16 protein-coding genes and 1 pseudogene are annotated in these 18,302 nt (G+C 68.9%); 11 read left to right on the top strand and 6 right to left on the bottom strand.

Going from position 1 to position 18,302, the window contains the following annotated elements; genetic code table 11:
• The first annotated feature begins 204 nt into the window (after positions 1 to 204).
• Genes BLP62_RS11650 through queA form a run of 4 tightly spaced genes read left to right on the top strand, consistent with a single transcriptional unit; the run spans position 205 to position 5,151 of the window.
• Positions 205 to 963 carry a TIGR00282 family metallophosphoesterase gene (locus tag BLP62_RS11650; protein WP_093008509.1) on the top strand — a complete coding sequence of 253 codons (759 nt, stop codon included), beginning with the start codon at positions 205 to 207 and terminating at the stop codon, positions 961 to 963.
• Complete coding sequence (locus BLP62_RS11645; protein WP_093008508.1) at positions 963 to 3,533, top strand: phosphoenolpyruvate carboxylase; 2,571 nt, start codon at positions 963 to 965, stop codon at positions 3,531 to 3,533. The genes BLP62_RS11650 and BLP62_RS11645 overlap by 1 nt, the downstream gene beginning before the upstream one ends.
• Positions 3,534 to 3,571: 38 nt before the next feature.
• Positions 3,572 to 4,111, top strand: coding sequence for a LabA-like NYN domain-containing protein (locus tag BLP62_RS11640; RefSeq protein ID WP_093008507.1), 540 nt, complete (start codon positions 3,572 to 3,574; stop codon positions 4,109 to 4,111).
• A gap of 2 nt (positions 4,112 to 4,113) precedes the next feature.
• Entirely contained in the window at positions 4,114 to 5,151 is a 1,038-nt protein-coding gene (gene queA / locus BLP62_RS11635) for a tRNA preQ1(34) S-adenosylmethionine ribosyltransferase-isomerase QueA (RefSeq protein ID WP_093008506.1), read from the top strand.
• Here queA and BLP62_RS11630 read toward each other — a convergent pair.
• Positions 5,118 to 6,383 carry an ADP-ribosylglycohydrolase family protein gene (locus BLP62_RS11630; RefSeq protein ID WP_241374271.1) on the bottom strand — a complete coding sequence of 422 codons (1,266 nt, stop codon included), beginning with the start codon at positions 6,381 to 6,383 and terminating at the stop codon, positions 5,118 to 5,120. The two genes, queA and BLP62_RS11630, sit on opposite strands and share 34 nt — an antisense overlap.
• Positions 6,384 to 6,391: 8 nt before the next feature.
• Positions 6,392 to 7,741 carry a magnesium transporter gene (gene mgtE / locus BLP62_RS11625; protein ID WP_093008505.1) on the bottom strand — a complete coding sequence of 450 codons (1,350 nt, stop codon included), beginning with the start codon at positions 7,739 to 7,741 and terminating at the stop codon, positions 6,392 to 6,394.
• Between the two features lie 207 nt (positions 7,742 to 7,948).
• On the opposite strand from mgtE, the gene ffh reads away from it, so the two are divergent.
• Entirely contained in the window at positions 7,949 to 9,250 is a 1,302-nt protein-coding gene (gene ffh / locus BLP62_RS11620) for a signal recognition particle protein (protein WP_093008504.1), read from the top strand.
• Between the two features lie 7 nt (positions 9,251 to 9,257).
• A complete protein-coding gene (rpsP, locus tag BLP62_RS11615) occupies positions 9,258 to 9,512 on the top strand; it encodes a 30S ribosomal protein S16 (protein WP_093008503.1) in 255 nt (84 codons plus the stop codon).
• Positions 9,513 to 9,629: 117 nt separating this feature from the next.
• Here rpsP and BLP62_RS11610 read toward each other — a convergent pair whose 3' ends face one another.
• Positions 9,630 to 12,095 carry a BamA/OMP85 family outer membrane protein gene (locus BLP62_RS11610; RefSeq protein WP_093008502.1) on the bottom strand — a complete coding sequence of 822 codons (2,466 nt, stop codon included), beginning with the start codon at positions 12,093 to 12,095 and terminating at the stop codon, positions 9,630 to 9,632.
• Between the two features lie 55 nt (positions 12,096 to 12,150).
• On the opposite strand from BLP62_RS11610, the gene BLP62_RS11605 reads away from it, so the two are divergent.
• The 3 genes from BLP62_RS11605 to BLP62_RS11595 are packed head-to-tail and all read left to right on the top strand — an operon-like array spanning position 12,151 to position 14,060.
• The gene (locus tag BLP62_RS11605) at positions 12,151 to 12,969 is read left to right on the top strand and encodes a purine-nucleoside phosphorylase (protein ID WP_093008501.1); all 819 of its coding nucleotides are present in this window, start codon (positions 12,151 to 12,153) and stop codon (positions 12,967 to 12,969) included.
• Positions 12,969 to 13,604: a YggS family pyridoxal phosphate-dependent enzyme gene (locus BLP62_RS11600; protein WP_093008500.1), complete on the top strand. Its 636-nt coding sequence runs from the start codon at positions 12,969 to 12,971 to the stop codon at positions 13,602 to 13,604. The genes BLP62_RS11605 and BLP62_RS11600 overlap by 1 nt, the downstream gene beginning before the upstream one ends.
• Before the next feature lie 6 nt (positions 13,605 to 13,610).
• Positions 13,611 to 14,060 carry a DivIVA domain-containing protein gene (locus tag BLP62_RS11595; RefSeq protein ID WP_093008499.1) on the top strand — a complete coding sequence of 150 codons (450 nt, stop codon included), beginning with the start codon at positions 13,611 to 13,613 and terminating at the stop codon, positions 14,058 to 14,060.
• Here the strand turns inward: BLP62_RS11595 and BLP62_RS11590 are convergent.
• A complete protein-coding gene (locus BLP62_RS11590; RefSeq protein ID WP_241374270.1) occupies positions 13,942 to 14,601 on the bottom strand; it encodes a YdcF family protein in 660 nt (219 codons plus the stop codon). The genes BLP62_RS11595 and BLP62_RS11590 overlap by 119 nt on opposite strands.
• 44 nt (positions 14,602 to 14,645) lie before the next feature.
• Here BLP62_RS11590 and hflX point away from each other — a divergent pair, with 44 nt between their 5' ends.
• A complete protein-coding gene (hflX, locus tag BLP62_RS11585; RefSeq protein ID WP_093008498.1) occupies positions 14,646 to 16,295 on the top strand; it encodes a GTPase HflX in 1,650 nt (549 codons plus the stop codon).
• On the opposite strand, the gene BLP62_RS11580 is transcribed toward hflX, so the two are convergent.
• On the bottom strand, positions 16,283 to 16,549 hold the full coding sequence (locus BLP62_RS11580) for an acylphosphatase (protein ID WP_093008497.1): 267 nt from the start codon (positions 16,547 to 16,549) through the stop codon (positions 16,283 to 16,285). The genes hflX and BLP62_RS11580 overlap by 13 nt on opposite strands.
• Before the next feature lie 198 nt (positions 16,550 to 16,747).
• On the opposite strand from BLP62_RS11580, the gene BLP62_RS11575 reads away from it, so the two are divergent.
• Positions 16,748 to 17,926, top strand: a complete 1,179-nt coding sequence (locus BLP62_RS11575; RefSeq protein ID WP_093008496.1) for an RNA-guided endonuclease InsQ/TnpB family protein — start codon at positions 16,748 to 16,750, stop codon at positions 17,924 to 17,926.
• A 216-nt stretch (positions 17,927 to 18,142) separates the two neighbouring features.
• Here BLP62_RS11575 and BLP62_RS13615 read toward each other — a convergent pair.
• A pseudogene (locus BLP62_RS13615) lies at positions 18,143 to 18,302 on the bottom strand (IS256 family transposase); the annotation flags it as partial.

The raw sequence follows: 18,302 nt of genomic DNA, 5'->3' as shown, positions 1-18,302 counted from the left end.
GCTGGAGAAGATGCTTCAGGAGCGGTATGCCCCCCGTACACAGACTCTTACACATAACTCTTGACACGACCCTCCGCCCCGACGACTTCCTCAAGTGGGTGCCCTCTGGGGTGGGCGCCTTGGGGGAGCTCCAGGCCAAGGGGTACGCCTACATCAAGGTAGGGTGAACCTCGGGGGGCCCCTGGGGGTGCGTATAATGCCCCCATGCGCCTTCTTTTCATCGGGGACGTGATGGCCGAGCCCGGCCTCCGGGCGGTGGGCCTCCACCTCCCGGACATCCGCCACCGCTACGACCTGGTGATCGCGAACGGGGAAAACGCCGCAAGAGGCAAGGGCCTGGACCGGCGAAGCTACCGCCTCCTGCGGGAAGCGGGGGTGGACCTCGTCTCCTTGGGCAACCACGCCTGGGACCACAAGGAGGTCTACGAGCTCCTGGAGAAGGAGCCGGTGGTGCGCCCCCTCAACTACCCGCCGGGGACCCCGGGCAAGGGGTTTTGGCGGCTGGAGGTGGGCGGGGAAAGCCTCCTCTTCACCCAGGTGATGGGCCGGGTCTTCATGGACCCCCTGGACGACCCCTTCCGCGCCTTAGACCGCCTCCTGGAGGAGGAGAAGGCGGACTACGTGGTGGTGGAGGTGCACGCCGAGGCCACCAGCGAGAAGATGGCCCTGGGCCACTACCTGGACGGCAGGGCCAGCGCGGTCCTCGGCACCCACACCCACGTCCCCACCCTGGACGCCACCCGCCTGCCCAAGGGCACCCTCTACCAGACGGACGTGGGCATGACCGGGACCTACCACTCCATCATCGGGGGGGAGGTGGAGACCTTCCTCGCCCGCTTCCTCACGGGCCGCCCCCAGCCCTTCCGCGCCGCCCAAGGCAAGGCCCGCTTCCACGCCACGGAGCTCGTCCTTGAGGGGGGAAGGCCCCTTTCCATCAGCCCCTACGTCTGGGAAGAGCCGTGATGGAGCCCTTTGACCTCTTAAAGGCCGAGGTGGACCTCCTGGGCCGCCTTCTGGGGGAGGCCATCCGGACCCTCTCGGGGGAGCGCTTCTTCGCCCTGGTGGAGGAGGTGCGGGCCCTCGCCAAGGCCCGCCGCCAGGGGGAGGAAGGGGCGGGGGAGGCCCTTTTGGCCCGGGTGGAGGGGCTATCCCTGGAGGAGGCCGAGGCCTTGGTGCGGGCCTTCACCCACTACTTCCACCTGGTGAACCTGGCGGAGGAGCGGCACCGGGTGCGGGTGAACCGCTTGCGGGCCCAGGCCGAGACCCCGGAAAACCCCAGGCCCGAGGGCTTCCTGGCCCTGGCCAAGGCCCTTAAGGAACGGGGGCTATCCCTGGAGGAGGCCGAGGCCCACCTGAACCGGCTGGAGCTCCTCCTCACCTTCACCGCCCACCCCACGGAGACCCGCCGCCGCACCCTGCGCCACCACCTCGAGGCCCTGCAGAGGGAGCTGGAGGCGGGGGAGAGGGAAAGGCTCGCCGCCCGGGTGGCCCTCCTCTACGCCACGGAGGAGGTGCGCAAGGCCAGGCCTGGCGTGGAGGACGAGATCAAGGGGGGGCTTTACTACCTGCCCACCACCCTCTGGGAGGCCGTGCCCCGGGTGGTGGCGGGCCTCGAGGCCGCCCTGGAGAGGGTGTACGGGCGAAGGCCCCGCCTGAAAAGCCCCGTGCGCTTTAGGAGCTGGATCGGCGGCGACCGGGACGGGAACCCCTTCGTCACCCCCGAGGTCACCGCCTTCGCCGCCCGCTACGCCCGGGAGGTGGCCCGGGAGAAGTTCTTGGAGGCCTTGGAGGCTCTGGTGCGGGACCTCTCCCTCTCCGAGGCCAAGGTGCCCGCCCCCCGGGAGGTGCGGGAGGGGGGAAAGGGGGTGGAGCGCTTCGGAGGCGAGCCCTACCGCCGCTACTTCGCCGCCTTGTACCGGGCCCTGGAGAGGGGAGAGGCCACCACGGAGGGGCTTCTCGCCGCCTTGAAGGCGGCGGAGCGGGGGCTTAGGGAGGTGGGGCTTGGCCCCGTGGCCGAGGCCTTCTTGGACCCCTTGGGGGCCCGCCTCTCCGCCTTCGGCCTGGAGCTTGCCCCCCTGGACCTGAGGGAGGAGTCGGGGAAGCTCCTGGAGGCCGCCGCCGAGCTCCTCCGGGTGGGCGGGGTCCACCCCGACCTCCTCGCCCTCTCCCCGGAGGAGGGGGAAAGCCTCCTCACGGAGGAGCTTAAGACCGCCCGCCCCCTCCTCCCCGTGGGGGAGGCCCCCCAAGGGGAGGCCCTACGGGTGGCCCTGGGGGCCCTAAAGGCCTGGCGGGACAAGGGGGCCCACGTGGTCTCCATGACCCACCACCCCGTGGACCTCCTCAGTGTCTTCCTCCTCGCCCGGGAGGTGGGGCTTTACCGCCCGGGCCGCCCCCTCCCCTTTGACGTGGTCCCCCTCTTTGAGACCCTGGAGGACCTGAGGCGGGCCCCCGGGGTGCTCCGCCGCCTCCTCAGGAACCCCGTCTTCCGGGCCCACGCCGAGGGGCGGGGCGGGGTGGAGGTGATGATCGGCTACTCCGACTCCAACAAGGACGCGGGCTTCCTCATGGCCAACCTGGCCCTCTACGAGGCCCAGGAGGCCTTGAGCCGGGTGGGGGAGGAGGAGGGGCTTCCCGTCTACTTCTTCCACGGCCGGGGGACCTCCACGGCAAGGGGCGGGGGCCCCGCGGGCCGGGCCATCGCGAGCCTCCCCCCGAGGAGCGTGGGCCGCCGCCTGCGGCTCACGGAGCAGGGGGAGGCCCTGGCGGACCGCTACGGCCACCCCGAGCTTGCCGTGCGCCACCTGGAGCAGCTCCTCTTCCACTTCGCCCAGGCCGCCTTGGGGGACGGGGTGGAGCCCAAGCCCCACTGGCGGGAGGCCCTCTGGGAGGCGGGGGAGAAGAGCATGGCCCGCTACCGGGCCCTCCTCCAGGAGGAGGGCTTCTTCCCCTTCTTTGAGGCCCTCACCCCCATAAGGGAGCTCGGCGAGCTTCCCATCGCCAGCCGTCCCGTCTACCGCCACGGCCGGGTGCGGGACATAAGGGACCTCAGGGCCATCCCCTGGGTCATGGCCTGGACCCAGGTCCGCCTCCTCCTTCCCGGCTGGTACGGGCTTTCCGCCCTGGAGGCGCTTCCTTTGGACCTCCTTCGGGAGATGTACCGGGGCTGGCCCTTCTTCGCCACCACCCTGGAGAGCGCGGCCATGGCCCTGGCCAAGGCGGATCTGGGGGTGGCCCGCCTCTACCTGCGCCTGGTGGAAGCGCCCCTTCACCCCCTCTTCCACCAGATCGCCCGGGAGTACGAGGCCACGAGGGCCCTCCTCGAGGCCATCTTCCAGGCCCCCCTCCTCCACAACCAGAAGACCCTGGAGCGGCAGATCGCCCTGAGGAACCCCTACGTGGACCCCATCAACTTCGTCCAGGTGGAGCTTCTCCGCCGTTACCGCGCCCCCGGGGGCAGGGAGGACGAGGCCCTAAGGCGCGCCCTCCTCCTCTCCCTCCTGGGGGTGGCGGCGGGCCTCAGGAACGCGGGCTAGGGGCTTTCCACCTCCTGGCCCCCTTATGATGGGAGCCGATGGAGACCCTCGGCCAGCACCCCGAGCAGCGGGTGGGCGTCTTCGTGGACACCCAGAACCTCTACCACTCCGCCCGGGACTACTACGAGCGCAACGTGAACTTTGAGAGCCTCCTGCGCTACGCCGTGGGGGGAAGGCGCCTGGTGCGGGCCACCGCCTACGTGGTGGAGAAGGAGGGGGACACCTCCGCCTGGCCCTTCATCTACAAGCTCTCCACCATCGGCTACAAGGTGCGGCGCATGTACCTCACGGTGAAGGAGCTGGGGGAGGGGGGGAAGCCCATCTACGAGGGGAACTGGGACATGGGCATCGCCGCGGACATGGTGCGCCTCATGCCCTACCTGGACGTGGTGGTCCTGGGGAGCGGGGACGGGGACTTCGTGGAGATCCTCGAGGTCCTGATGGAGCGGGGCATTCGGGTGGAGGTCATCGCCTTCCGGGAGACCACGGCCCAGAGGCTCATTGACGCGGTGGACCGCTTCACCCACCTGCCCGAGATCCCTAACCCCTTCATGGAGCCTCGGTCGCCTGAGCGCTAGCCGTGGAAGGTCTGGAGGCCTACGACTACCACCTCCCCCCCGAGCGGATCGCCCAGGAAGGGGTGGAGCCCCGGGACATGGCCCGGCTCATGGTGGTCTACCGGGAAGGCCCCTTCCGGGTGGCGCACAAGCGGGTGCGGGACCTGCCCGAGTTCCTGCGCCGGGGGGACGTTTTGGTCTTCAACGAGAGCAAGGTGATCCCGGCGAGGCTTCTCGCCAGGAAGCCCACGGGGGGAAAGGTGGAGGTCCTCCTGGTGCGGGAGCGCTCCCCGGGGCTTTGGGAGGCCCTTTTGGGCCCCGCGAGGAAGGCGCCGCCTGGCACGAGGCTTCTCCTCCTCTCCCCCAAGGACCTCGCCCCGGTCCCGGGCCTCGAGGCGGAGGTGGTGGGGGTGGAGGAGGACGGGGTGCGCCTCCTCCGCTTCCAAGGCGACCTCATAGCCCACCTGGAGGAGGTGGGGGAGGTGCCCCTTCCCCCCTACATCAAGGCCAAGATCCCCATGGAGCGCTACCAGACGGTCTACGCCAAACGCCCGGGGTCCGTGGCCGCCCCCACCGCCGGGCTCCACTTCACCCCGGAGCTTTTGGAGAGGCTCCGGGGGATGGGGGTGGAGCTTCGCTTCCTCACCCTCCACGTGGGCCCGGGCACCTTCCGCCCGGTGAAGGGGGACCCCGAGCGGCACGCCATGCACGCCGAGCCCTACGCCATCCCCGAGGAGGTGGCGGAGGCCGTGAACCGGGCCAAGGCCGAGGGGAGGCGGGTCGTGGCCGTGGGCACCACGGTGGTCCGGGCCCTGGAGAGCGCCTACCGGGAAGGGGAGGGGGTGGTGGCGGGCGAGGGGGAGACGAGGCTCTTCATCCGCCCCCCCTACGCCTTCAAGGTGGTGGACGCCCTCTTCACCAACTTCCACTTGCCCCGCTCCACCCTCCTCATGCTGGTGGCGGCCTTCTTGGGGAGGGAGCGGACCCTTAAGGCCTACCGCCTGGCGGTGGAGGAGGGCTACCGCTTCTACTCCCTGGGGGACGCCATGCTCATCCTGTAGAGGGCGAGGGCCAGGGCCTCCATCTCCTCCCTTAGGTGGAGGGCCCTAAGCCAGCGCTCGGGGATGGCCTCCTTGCCGTAGTGGGCCCCGGCGAGCTCGCCGTAGACCGCCCCCACGGTGTCCGCGTCCCCCCCTAGGTTCACGGCCAGGACCATGCCTTCCTCAAAGTCCCGCCCCCGGGCGAAGGCCCAAAGGGCCGCGGCCAGGGTCCCGGGGGCGTGGCCCGGGCCTTCCTCCGGCGCCTCCCAAAACCCCCCTTCCACCACCCGCTTCAGGGTGGGGTGGAGGTCGGCCTCCCGGAAGGGCTTAAGGGCGAGGAGGGCCTCTTTGGGCGCCCCCTTGAGGGCCTCCCGGAGGAGCCAGGCGAGGACCTCGGTGGCCTCGAGGGCCTCCCTTGCCCCGTGGGTGGTCCGGGCGGAGAGGCGGGCCAGGGAAAGGAGATCAGGGTGGTTCTCGTAGGCGAGAACGAGGGGAGCGAGGCGCATCAAGGGCCCGTTTCCCGCCCCCGCCTCGTCCCCCTGGTAGGGCTCGCCCGTGGCGGCGTAGCGCTCCAGGGCCCTCCTGGTGGCGTGGCCGAGGCCGAAGCAGGTCCCGGTGGCGCTCCGGTACCCCTCCCGGTACCAGCGCAGGTAGCGGTCCATCTGGTCCTTGGGGTCAAACCCCTGCTGCAAGAGGCTTTCCGCGAGGCAGAGGGCCTGGCTCGTGTCGTCCGTCCAGAACCCGGGGGGAAGGCGGTGGGGCCCCCCGCCCCGCATCTCCCGAACCTCCGAAAAGGTGCCCTTGGATAGGCCCTCCACCTGGGCCCCCAGGGCGTCCCCCACGGCGAGGCCCAGGAGGGCCCCGAGGCGCCGGTCCTGCTTTTCCTCTAGGCCCTTCACCCAGGCCCCGGCCTCCTCAGGCCCTAAGAGGGTGGGCCTGCGTTCCGGGGAGAACCAGGCGAGGAGGCGGGCGGCCTCCTGGGGGTCCAGGCCCTCGGGGCTTTGGGCCAGGAGGAGCTTGTGGTCCCCGTCGGCCAGGGCCACCATGCCCAGCAAAAGGCCCTCCGCCTCCTCCCCCGGGGGCAGGGGCGGCCCCAGGTAGACCGCGTCCACCTCCTCCCCGTCGGCGGGGTTCAGGAGGCCCGGGAGGAGGCCGTAGTTCACGGGGGCGGGCCGGTCTTGGCCCACGAAGCGAAGCCTTCCCCCCTCCCAGGCGTAGCGGTGGGGGCTTCCCCGGCTCCACTCCACGCGCATCCGAAGCCTCATACCATCTTCAACAGCAAGCGGGCCACGGAGAGGTAGATGAGAAGGCCCGTGATGTCCGAGAGGGTGGCCACCAGGGGGTTGGACACCAAGGCCGGGTCCACGCCGAGGCGCCTAAGGAGGAAGGGGAGCATGGCCCCCACCAGGTTGGCGAAGAAGACGATGAGGACCAGGGCCAGGCCCACCACGGGGAGGAGGAGGGGGTGGCCGTCCCAGTAGACCTTGCCCGCGAGGAGGAGGCTCAGGGTGAGGCCCAGGAGGAGGCCCACCGCCACCTCCTTGAGGAAGACCCGCCGCCAGTCCCTGAGGTCCAGGTCCCGGGTGGCGAGGGCGCGGATGATGAGGGTGGCCGACTGGTTGCCGGTGTTCCCCCCGGTGCCGAGGAGGACCGGGACGTAGAAGGCCAAGGCGGTGACGGCCTCGAGGACGCCCTCAAACCCCTGGAGGATGGAGCTCGTCACCATCCCCGTGAGGATGAGGATCACCAGCCAACGCACCCGGGCGAGCCAAAGCTGCACGGGGCTCGCCTGGCTGTAGACCAGGTCGGGCACGTCCACGGCGGCCAGCTTGTGGATGTCCTCCGTGGCCTCCTCCTCCAGGACGTCCAGGACGTCGTCCACGGTGACGATCCCCACCAGGCGGCCCTCCTCGTCCACCACGGGAAGCACGGTGAAGTCGTAGTCGGCCATGAGGCGGGCCACCTCCTCCTGGTCCGTGTCCGTGCGCACGAAGACCACCTTGGGGTTCAGGATCTCCGCCACCCGCGTCCTGGGGTCGGCCACGATGAGGTCCCGCAAGGAGAGCACCCCCTTGAGGCGCCCCTCCTCGTCCACCACGTAGAGGTAGTAGATGGTTTCGGCGTCGGGGGCGGCCCGGCGCAGGAAGCGGAGGACCTCCTCCACGGTCATCCCCTCCCGCACGGCCACGTACTCCGGGGTCATGAGCCCGCCCGCCTCGTCCTCCTCGTAGCGGGTGAGCTCCTCCACCTCGGCCCGGGTCTCGGGGTCCAGGGCCTCCTTGAGCCTTCGGGCAAGCCCGGGGTCCTCCTCCTCCACCGCCTGGAGGGCGTCGGCGAGGTCGTCCAGGGAAAGCTCCTCCAAAAGCTCCTGCACCCGCCAGGGGGGGAGGGTCTTGAGGTACTCCGCCTGGGCCTCGGGGGGGAGGTTGGCGAAGACCTCCGCGGCCTTGTCCTTGGGGAGGAGGGTGAGGAGGACGTAGCGGTGCTCCCCCTTGAGCTCGTCCCAAAGGGCGAGGAGGTCCTGGGGGTGGACCTCCTCCAGGAGGCGCTTCAGGGTCAGGGTGTCGCCTTCTTCCAGGGCCTGGAACAGGGGGGAAAGGGCGGTTTCCACGGGCGGCCTCCTTTCTCGCCGAAGGCCGCCCGGAGGCGGCCTTCAGGGCCTGGGACTCGAGGGCAAAGCCCCTTGCATACCTTTCCCAGCCTAGGGGGCAGGGCCTTTCCCGTCAACCGTGCCCGCTAAAAATGTGAGAAAAATTGCGGTTGACACGCTCAAGGGGGGTGGCCTATCCTGAGGCCCGGCCTTAGGGCCTGGAGGGGCATGTTCGGGCAGCTTTCCGCGCGACTGCAGGAGGCCATAGACCGGCTAAGGGGCCGGGGGCGGATCGGCGAGGAGGACCTCAAGGCCACCTTGCGGGAGATCCGCCGCGCCCTCATGGACGCCGACGTGAACCTGGAGGTGGCCCGGGAGTTCGTGGAGAAGGTGCGGGAAAGGGCCCTGGGCCAGAAGGTCCTGGAGAGCCTGACCCCCGCCCAGGTGATCCTGGCCACCGTCTACGAGGCCCTTAAGGAGTCCCTCGGAGGCGAGGTCCGCCAGCCCCTCCTCAAGGACAAGAACCTCTGGTTCCTGGTGGGCCTCCAGGGCTCCGGCAAGACCACCACCGCCGCCAAGCTCGCCCTCTACTACAAGGGCAAGGGGCGCCGTCCCCTTTTGGTGGCGGCGGACACCCAGCGCCCCGCCGCCCGGGAGCAGCTTCGCCTCCTGGGGGAGAAGGTCGGGGTGCCCGTGCTGGAGGTGCGGGACGGGGAGACCCCCGAGTCCATCCGCCGCCGGGTGGAGGAGGAGGCCCGGCTTGGGGCGCGGGACCTCATCCTGGTGGACACCGCAGGCCGCCTGCAGATTGACGAGCCCCTCATGGAGGAGCTCGCCCGGCTTAAGGCGGTCCTGAAGCCGGACGAGGTCTTGCTGGTCCTGGACGCCATGACCGGCCAGGAGGCCCTTTCCGTGGCCCGGGCCTTTGACGAGAAGGTGGGGGTCTCGGGCCTCGTCCTCACCAAGCTGGACGGGGATGCCCGGGGCGGGGCGGCCCTCTCCGCCCGGCACGTCACGGGGAAGCCCATCTACTTCGCCGGGGTCTCGGAGCGCCCCGAGGGCCTCGAGCCCTTCTACCCCGACCGCCTGGCGAGCCGCATCCTGGGCATGGGGGACGTGGCCACCTTGGCCGAGCGGGTGCGGGAGGCGGGCCTCGAGGCCGAGGTGCCCAAGGCGGCCAAGGAGCTCACCCTGGAGGACTTCCTCAAGCAGATGCAAAACCTCAAGCGCCTGGGCTCCTTCTCCGAGGTCTTGAGGATGCTCCCCGGGGTGGACAAGGCCCTGCCCCCGGGGGGGGTGGACGACCGGGCCCTGAAGCGCCTGGAGGCCATGGTCCTCTCCATGACCCCCGAGGAGCGGCAAAACCCCCGCATCCTCAACGCCTCGAGGCGCAAGCGCATCGCCAAGGGAAGCGGCACCACCGTGCAGGAGCTCAACCGCTTCATCAAAGCCTTTGAGGAGACTAAGGCCCTGATGAAGTCCCTGGAGAAGCGAAAGGGCCGGGGACTCATGGGAATGTTCAGGAGGTAGGAACGGCATGGTCAAGATCAGACTCTCTCGGTTCGGCTCCAGGCATAACCCCCACTACCGCATCGTGGTCACCGACAGCCGCAAGAAGCGGGACGGGGCTTACATAGAGAGGATCGGCTACTACGATCCCCGCAAGACCACCCCCGACTGGCTCAAGGTGGACGTGGAGCGGGCCCGCTACTGGCTTTCCGTGGGGGCCCAGCCCACCGACACCGCCCGGAGGCTCCTCCGGCAGGCGGGGGTCTTCCGGCAGGAGGGCTAAAGGGCTTCGGGCAACCCTAACCGGGCCCGCGCGGCCAAAACGCGGGCCCGTGTTGTTTTCCTCGCCCGGCTTTCCCCGGGAACCCCCCGCGCTGGCTTGGGCCAGCGCGGGGGGGCTTTAGAACATGGGGCCGATGCGGAAGTGGAGCCTTCCCGTGGGGCTTTCCGGGCTGAAGGCGTAGTCCAGCCTCAGGGAGGGGAGGAGGGCCCCGAAGACGTCCAGGTCCAGCTGGAACCCGATCCCCGCGCCCCACTTCACCCCCCCGGTGTTGTCGGCGAGGCCCAGGTCGGCGAAGACGATGCCGTAGAGGTTGGTCCCCCCCTGGGGGGAGAGGTTGAAGTTGTAGCGGTACTCCACGCTCCCCGTGGCGAAGGAGAGCCCCCCGTACTTGCGGTCCTCGTAGCCCCTTAGGAGGAAGGCCTCGGCCCCGCCCCCGGAGAGGTAAAAGCGCTCGCTCTCGGGGGGGAAGCCGAGGAGGGTGCCCGCGGAAAGGCGGAAGGCCAGGGCCTGGCGCTTCTCCCCGTCCAGGGGCAGGTAGGTCTTGCCCGTGGCCACCAGGGGCACGAAGAAGCTCCGGCCCCCCGTGTCCGGCAGGGAGAGGCCGAGGCCCGTGGCCAGGCTCGCCTCGTAGCCTTGGGTGCGGAAGCGGGGGTCGTCCACGTCCAGGTAGCCCAGGGTGGTGTCCAGGCGGACCGTCCAGCCGGGGGTGGGGAGGAGGCTTTGGGCCAGGGAGGGGTCCTTGTAGCCGGTGCCGTCGCAGTACCTGGGGTTGGCGGTGTCGCTTACGCTCGGGTCGCAGGGGGCGTTCGGGTCGTAGACCTCCAGGGCGTAGGTGGAGCGGCGGGCGGAGAGGCCGAGGGTGAGCCTTAGGTTCTCCAGGTCCTTGGAAAAGGGGCGGGAGAGGCTGAAGGCCGCCCCGGTGCGCCTCTCCGTGTACTCCCAGCCGGTGTCCGTGGTCCCCTGGAGGAGCTTGTTGTTGCCGATGGGGGTGGAGAAGGCGCTTAGGGAAAGGCTCGTGCGCACCTCCTTGAGGTCCAGGTAGTCCAGGTAAAGCCAGGGGATGGCGTAGCCCAAGGAGAGGGAGAGGTTGTCCCGGGCGTCGTTCTGCACGAAGGCGAGGTCCAGGCTCACCTGGTGGGCCAGGCCGAAGAGGTTGGTCTCCTTGAAGGAGAGGCTCCCCGACCACCCCTCCAGGGAGCTCCAGCCCAGGGCGGGCTGGAAGAGGCCGGTCCTGGCCTCCTTCAGGGAGAGGACCACCACCACCTGGTCCTCCTTCTCCCCGGGGGCCAGGCGCACCCCCGGGGGCTCGGCGAGAAGCCCCGTGGCCATGAGGCGGGCGATGGCCCTTCGCAGCTCGGGGACGCTGAAGAGGGAACCCGCCTTGGGAAGCTCCCGGAGGATCACCTCCTCTTGGGTGCGGTGGTCCCCCTGCCACTCCAGGCGGTAGCCCGCGATCTTGAGCTCCACCACCTCCAGGCGGTAGACCCCCTCTTGGAAGCCAAAGCGCACGTCGGCCACCTCGAGGCCCCTCTCCCCGTAGTACTGGGCCAGGCGGCGGGCGTCTTCTTGGGCGAGGGCCGGGGTGTAGACCTCTCCCGGCTTAAGCCGGAGGAGGGCGAGGAGGGTCTCCGTGGGGAAGGCCGTGTTCCCTTGGAGCTCCACCCGCTCAATCCTCCCCCCTTCCGGGCCTGTTTCCAGGCGCACCACCACGCTTTCCCCTTCGGGGAGGAGGGTGAAGTTCACCACGCGGGAAAGCCTCCGGGAGAGGTTCTGTACCCCTTCCAGAAGCTTGGCGTAGTTGAGGTAGTCCCCGGGCTTCAGGGGGAAGTCCCCTAGGTCTAGGCCCTCCCCCTCCACCCGGGCCACCTTGAGCTCCCGCACCCGCACCGTGAGGACGCCCGCCTCCAGGGCGCTCCCCTGGGCGTCGGGGCCGCTAAAGCGGTAGCCCGCCTCCTCGTAGCGCCTGGCGATGGCCCTTAAGGCCTCCTGGTACTTGGCGAAGTCAAAGGGCCCCTTGAGGGGCTCCAGGAGCTTGAGGAGCTCCTCTTGGGGAAGGAGGCTTACCCCCGCAAGGCGCACCTCCTTCACCTCGGGGCTTTCCGCCACCCGGAAGGTGAGGGCCATGCCTCCCTCCACCTCCTTGGCCTCCACCTCCACCTTGGGGGCGAAGGGGAAGCCGTTTTGCCGGAAGGCCTGGGCCAGGGCCTGGGCGGCCTCCTGGGCCTTCAGGGGGTTGTAGGTGGCCCCCTTGCCGATGGCGAAGTTCTCCTCCAGGAAGCGCAGGAGGGTTTCCTGGGGGAAGGCCTTGGCTTCCACCTTCACCTCGGCGAGGGCCGGGTAGGGGAAGAGGACCACCTTGAGGGTGTCCCCTTCCAGGCTGACCCGGACCTCCCGGAAGTAGCCCGTGGCCAGGATGGCCTTGCGGGCGGCCTCGAGGTCGCCCGGCTCGTCCCCTTCCCCGAAGGGGAGGGCGGCCCGGGCCAGGGCCTGGAGCACGGGGTCGCCCCCCTCCACCACCACCTCCCGGAGGGGCGCCGCCAGGGCCAGAAGCCCCAGGAGGACTAAGGCCAGAAAGCGCTTCATGGCGAAGAGCTTACCGGATGGGCGTGAAGGGGGGGTGAGAGTAGAATGCGGGGGTATGGGCGTCTACGAGAAGATCCAGGAGGCCGTGGCGGCCATCCGCGCCAAGACGGAGTTTTCCCCCGAGGTGGCCGTGGTGCTGGGCTCAGGGCTTGGCCCTCTGGCCGAGGAGGTGGAGAAGGTGGCGGAGATCCCTTACGGGGAGATCCCCCACTTCCCCGTCTCCACCGCCCCCGGCCACGCGGGCAGGCTCGTGCTCGGCCACCTGGAGGGGAAGCGGGTCCTCTTCTACCAGGGGCGGGTCCACTACTACGAGGGCTACTCCGCGGAGGAGGTGGCCTTCCCCGTGCGGGTGGGGTTTTTCCTGGGGGCGAGGACCTTCCTCCTCACCTCCGCCGCCGGGGGGCTCAACCCCCGCTTCCGGGCGGGGGGGATTATGCTCCACCTGGACTACCTCAACTTCGCCGGGGCGAACCCCCTCAGGGGCCCGAACGACGAGCGCCTGGGCCCCCGCTTCCCCGTGATGTTTGAGGCCTACGACCCCGGGCTCATAGAGCTCGCCCGCAAGGTGGCGCGCAGGCAGGACCTCCACCTCTTTGAGGGGGTCTACGCCTGGTTCATGGGGCCAAGCTTCGCTAGCCGGGCCGAGCTTAAGATGCTCCGGGACCTCGGGGCGGACGCCATCGGCATGTCCACCGTGCCCGAGGTCATCGCCCTCCGCCACCTGGGGGCCCGGGTCCTGGGGCTTTCCACCATCACGGACATGGCCGTGCCCGAGCGGGAGCACCACGCCACGGAGGAGGAGGTCCTAAAGGTGGCGGCGGAGACCGGGCCCGTTTTCCGCCGCTTCGTGCGGGGGATTCTGGCGGCGCTTTAATGGGGCTTCCCGAGGTTTTGGAGAACATCGCCCGGGCCTGCCAGAGGGCGGGCCGAAGCCCCGAGGAGGTCCGCCTGGTGGCGGTGACCAAGGGGCGCTCGGTGGAGGAGATCCGGGAGAAGGTCCTGGCTTACGGGACCTTTCCCCTGGGGGAGAGCCGGGTCCAGGAGGCCCTGAAGAAGATGGACCTCCTCCAGGCGGAGTGGCACCTCGTCGGCCACCTGCAGCGCAACAAGGCCAAGTTCGCCCCCCGCTTCGCCCTGATTCACTCCCTGGACTCCTTCCCCTTGGCCGAGGCCCTGGCCAAGGCGGCGGTGAAGGCGGGGGTGCGGCTTAAGGTCCTGGTGGAGGTGAACCTGGGCCGGGAGCCCCAGAAGCACGGGGTCTTGGAGGAAGACCTTCCCGAGCTCCTCGCCCGGCTCCGGGAGCTGGAGCCCCTGGAGGTCTTGGGGCTCATGACCGTGCCCCCCGTGGGCCCCGAGGGGGTGGTCCGCCCCATCTTCCGGAGGCTTTCGGAGCTCGCCGACCGCTATGGCCTTCCCGAGCGCTCCATGGGCATGTCCGGCGACTACGTCTGGGCGGTGGAGGAGGGGGCCACCCTGGTGCGGGTGGGCCAGGCCCTTTTTGTAGACTGAGGGCCAATGGACCTCACCCCTTTGGACGTTCGCTACCAGGAGTTCCCCACCGCCCTTCGCGGCTACCAGAAGGAGGCGGTGCGGGCCTACCTCGCCCGGGTGGCCGAGGTCATGGAGGGCCTCATCCAGGAGAACGAGGCCCTGAAGGCCCGTCTAGGAGGCCTCGAGGAAGAGGTGGCCCGCCTGAAGGAAGCCGAAGGGGAGCTGAAGCGGGCGGTGGTGGCCGCGGAGAGGATCGCCCGCGAGCTCAAGGCCCAGGCGGAGCGGGAGGCGGAGCTCATCCGCAAGGAGGCCCTGGCGGCCAAGGAGCAGGTCCTGCGGGAGGCCGCCGAGGAGCTCAGGCGCCTTCGGGGGGAGATTGAGCGGGCCAAGCAGGAAAAGGCCCTCTTCCTCTCCCAGTTCCAGGCCCTCCTCCAGGGGTATCTGGACTCCCTGGAACGCCTGGCCAAGGAATAGGGGGAAGGGCCTGGGCCGGAAGGAGGCCTTGCCCCTTGGGAAGGGGCCTTAGGCCCAGGTAAAGCCAGAGGCGGTAAAGGGCCTCCCGAAGCCAGTAGCCCATGGGGTACGCCCCCGGCACCCCGTGGCCTTCTGCTTTGAGCCCCAGGGCCCGGGCCAGGAAGAGGGCCCGGGGGAGGTGGGGGGCGTCGGTGACCAAAAGGAGCCTTCCCCGGAGGTGGGGCTTCAGGAAGAGGAGGTTTTCGTAGGTGGACTGGCTTTCCGTCTCGCAGAGGAGGCGTTCCCGGGCCACCCCGTGGGCCAGAAGGTAGCGGCACCCCACCTCCCCCTCGCTGAACCGGTCCCCTGGGGCCTTTCCCCCGGCCACGGCGATCCTGGGGGCGAGGCCCTTCCGGTAGAGGGCCAGGGCCGCCTCGAGGCGCCTCTCCAGGGCGGGGGAAGGGCGGCCGCCGTACTGGGCCGCCCCCAGGACCACGATCCAGGCGTAGCCCTCCTGGGCCAAGGCCAGGGGGAAGAGGGCGAGGAGGGCGAGGACCCACACGCCCTCCACTCTACCCCGGGGCTTTTTGATATACTGAAGGGGCATTGGAGAAGATCTTCGGCAAGACGGAGGGGCTCAGGAAGAGCGACCTTAGGAGGCTTTCCAACCTTTACCGCAGGCGGCTGCCGCCGGAGCGGGTGCTGACCCCGGAGCTCGCCCACACCCTGGCCGGCCTTTCCCAGGAGATCCACCGCCCCGTCGCCCTCCTCCTGGACCGGGGGGGGCGGGTGGTGCGGGTGGGGGTGGGGGACGCCAAGGACCTCCCCATCCCCGAGGGGGCCAAGGCGGAGAGGCGGCTTTCCGGCTTCCGCCTCCTCCACACCCACCTCGCCCCCGGGGGGCTTTCCCGGCCCGACCTTTCCGTCCTCTTCCTCCACCGCCTGGACAGCCTGGCGGCCCTGGACGTGGAGGGGGGCGAGCCCACCACCTTGCACCTGGCCTTCCTCTCGCCCCCCAAGGCCCTGGAGGAGGACTGGCGCCTCCTGCCCCCCAAGCCCTACTTCCAGTACCTGGACCTGGACCTAAGGGCGGAGGTGGAGGCCCTGGAAGAGGAGCTTTCCCGCCAGGCCCGGGTGCGGGAGCTCCAGGACGGGAGCGGGGAAAGGGCCATCCTGGTGGGGGTGGACACCGGGGAAGGCCCCGAGGCCGAGGCGGGCCTAGCGGAGCTCGCCGAGCTCACCCGCACCGCCGGGGGGGTGCCGGTGGGGCGGGTTTTGGTCTACCGCTCCGCCCTGGACCCCCGGTACCTGGTGGGCCTGGGGAAGCTGGAGGAGCTGAAAAGCCTCGCCTACCACGAGAACGCCGCCACCCTCATCTTCGGCCTGGAGCTCTCCCCGGCCCAGGCCCGCGAGATAGAGAGGGTCACGGGGCTTAAGGTGCTGGACCGCACCCAGCTCATCCTGGACATCTTCGCCCTCCACGCCAAGACCCCCGAGGCCCAGGCCCAGGTGGAGCTGGCCCAGCTCCGCTACCTCCTCCCCCGGCTCGTGGGGAAGGGGAAGGAGATGAGCCGCCTGGGGGGTGGCATCGGCACCCGGGGCCCCGGGGAGACCAAGCTGGAGGTGGACCGGAGGCGCCTTCTGGAGCGCATCGCCCACCTCTCCCGCAGGCTGGAGGAGTACGCCCGGAGGCGGGAGGAGGCCCGCAGGCAAAGGAAGCGCCGGGGGGTGCCCCTCCTCGCCGTGGTGGGCTACACCAACGCCGGCAAGACCACCCTCCTCCAGGCCCTGGCCCGGGGCGGGGAGCCGGGGGAGGACAAGCTCTTCGCCACCCTCCGCCCCCTCACCCGAAGGGGCTTCCTCCCGGGGGTGGGGGAGGTGCTCTTCACCGACACCGTGGGCTTCATCCGCAAGATGCCCGAGGAGCTCCTCACCGCCTTCCGGGCCACCCTCGAGGAGGTGCGGGAGGCGGACCTTTTGGTCCACGTCCTGGACGCCTCGGAGGAGGGGGCCTTGGAGCGCTACCGGGTGGTGGAGGCCCTCCTCCAGGACCTCCACGTGGAAGCCCCCAGGGTCCTGGCCCTGGCCAAGGCGGACCGGGCCGCCCCCTACGACCTCGCCTACCTGCGGGAGCGCTTAGGGGGGGTGCCGGTCTCCGCGGTGAAGGGCACCGGGCTTAAGGAACTCCGGGAAGCCCTGGCCGAGGCCCTCTTGGCCTCGGGGGTGAGGCCCCAGGCCTGGGCTCAGTACACGTAGAAGCCCTTTAGCCCCGTCTCCTCGGCCCACTGGACCTCCACGTCCTCCACCCGGGCCAGGCGGGGGCCTTGCCTGAGGTGGTGGAGGAAGGCCTCGAGGTCCTCCCTGGGGCCTTCGGCCACCACCTCCACCCGGCCGTCGGGGAGGTTTTCCGCGTAGCCGGAAAGCCCAAGCTCCAGGGCCTTCTTCTGGGCGAAGGCCCGGTATCCTACCCCCTGTACCCTTCCCTTGACCAAGGCCACCAGACGCGGCATGGGGGCATTTTACAAAAAAGAGGAGGTGTGGGGGAGCTATGTCAGCCCAAAGGGCTACCTTGTTTCCCCTGGTTTTTAAACCGGAGATACATGGACTCCCCCACGTGCTCCGAAGGGGCACATACCATAGTGGGCGGCGAATGTGCTAGCATACGCACGTGCCCGAAGAACGCACCACACGCCACTATCAGGACGACCATGCTTAAAGCCTTCAAATACCGCCTTTACCCCACCAAGCCCCAAACCCGGGACCTGGAGAAAACCCTGGACCTTTGCCGCCAACTGTACAACGCCGCCCTGCAAGAACGCAGGGGTGCCTACAAGAAGGCAGGAAAGACCGTAGGCTTCTACGAACAGAAGAGGTATCTACCCGAGATACGGGCCGAGCTGCCGGAGTACAGAGGCATTCATTCCCAGGTCTTGCAGAACGTCATCAAGATACGGGCTCTGCCCGTGACCGAGCGGGTGGATAAAGCCTTCCAGGGCTTCTTCCGCAGACTGAAGGAGAAAGGGAAAGCCGGATACCCTCGCTTCAAGGGAAAAGGACGCTACGACTCCTTCACCTTCCCCCAGGCCGGGGCTACCGGGGTCAAACTTCAAAAGGATGGAAAACGAGTTCTCATCTACGGCATCGGCTCGGTGAAGATAAAGCTACACCGCCCCCTGGAAGGCAAGGTAAAGACCGCTACCGTAAAGCGGGAGGGGGACCACCGGTACATCGTTTTCACCTGTGAGGTGGAGCCCAAGCCTCTTCCCCCAAACGAAAGGGCCGTAGGCATAGACCTGGGCACCAACCCCCACTTCCTCATCACCTCGGATGGCAAAACAGTGGAGGCCCCACGGTACTTCCAGAAGTCACAGGAGAAACTAGCCAACGCTCAAAGGGAGCTTTCCCGCAAGAAGATGGGCAGCTATCGGTACAGGCAGATCCAAACCCGGTTGGCCAGGCTGCACCGCAAGATTGCCAACCAGCGCAAGGACTTCCACCACAAACTTGCCAGGGGGTTGGTGAAGGAATATGGCACCATCGTCCACGAAGACCTGAACATACTTGGCCTGGCTCGTTCTCACATCGCCAAAGGGGTACTGGATGCCGGTTGGGCACAGTTTCTCCAAATCCTCGCCTACAAAGCGGAGGGTCAGCCCGGCAGGGCTAAGCTTGTGGCTGGTAGGCGGGTCATCGGGGTAGACCCCAAACATACAAGCCAGGATTGCCCGGTGTGCGGTCATCGGGAAAAGAGGCCGTTGTGGGTGCGGGAGTACACCTGTCCCCGGTGCGGTACCCACCTACACCGGGACATAGCGGCGGCACGGAACATCCTGGCAAAGGCTCGCACGGAGCCTGCGGGGACAGGGACGGCCCACGCCGTCCCATGAGAACCGCGGTCACGGGCGTAGCCCGTATCTTGTAGCCCTGCTCTTTAGAGCGGGGAGTCGTCACCTTCCTCCTGAGGAGGCCGCTCGGGTAGCGGATGATGCCGTGTACGGCCCCCTGCCCTTCTGAGGGAGAAAGGGGTTCCCAAACTACCTTGTGTTGGGTTAGAGTGAAATAGGGGTAAGTACAAACATGAAGTTCCTGGGTCGCTGGTCGTGTCAAGAGTTATGTGTAAGAGTCTGTGTACGGGGGGCATACCGCTCCTGAAGCATCTTCTCCAGCACCTCCTTCACCTCCGAGAACCCCTTTAGTTTCCGTTCTGCCCACCTCCCCTCTTGCCTCTCTGACTCCAGGTAAAGGAGCTTGTATACCGCCTCC

The sequence above is a fragment of the Thermus arciformis genome, assembly GCF_900102145.1.
Taxonomy (GTDB): Bacteria; Deinococcota; Deinococci; order Deinococcales; family Thermaceae; genus Thermus; species Thermus arciformis.
The sequence above is the reverse complement of the archived record's forward strand: the minus strand, read 5'-3'. Positions and strand labels throughout refer to the sequence as shown.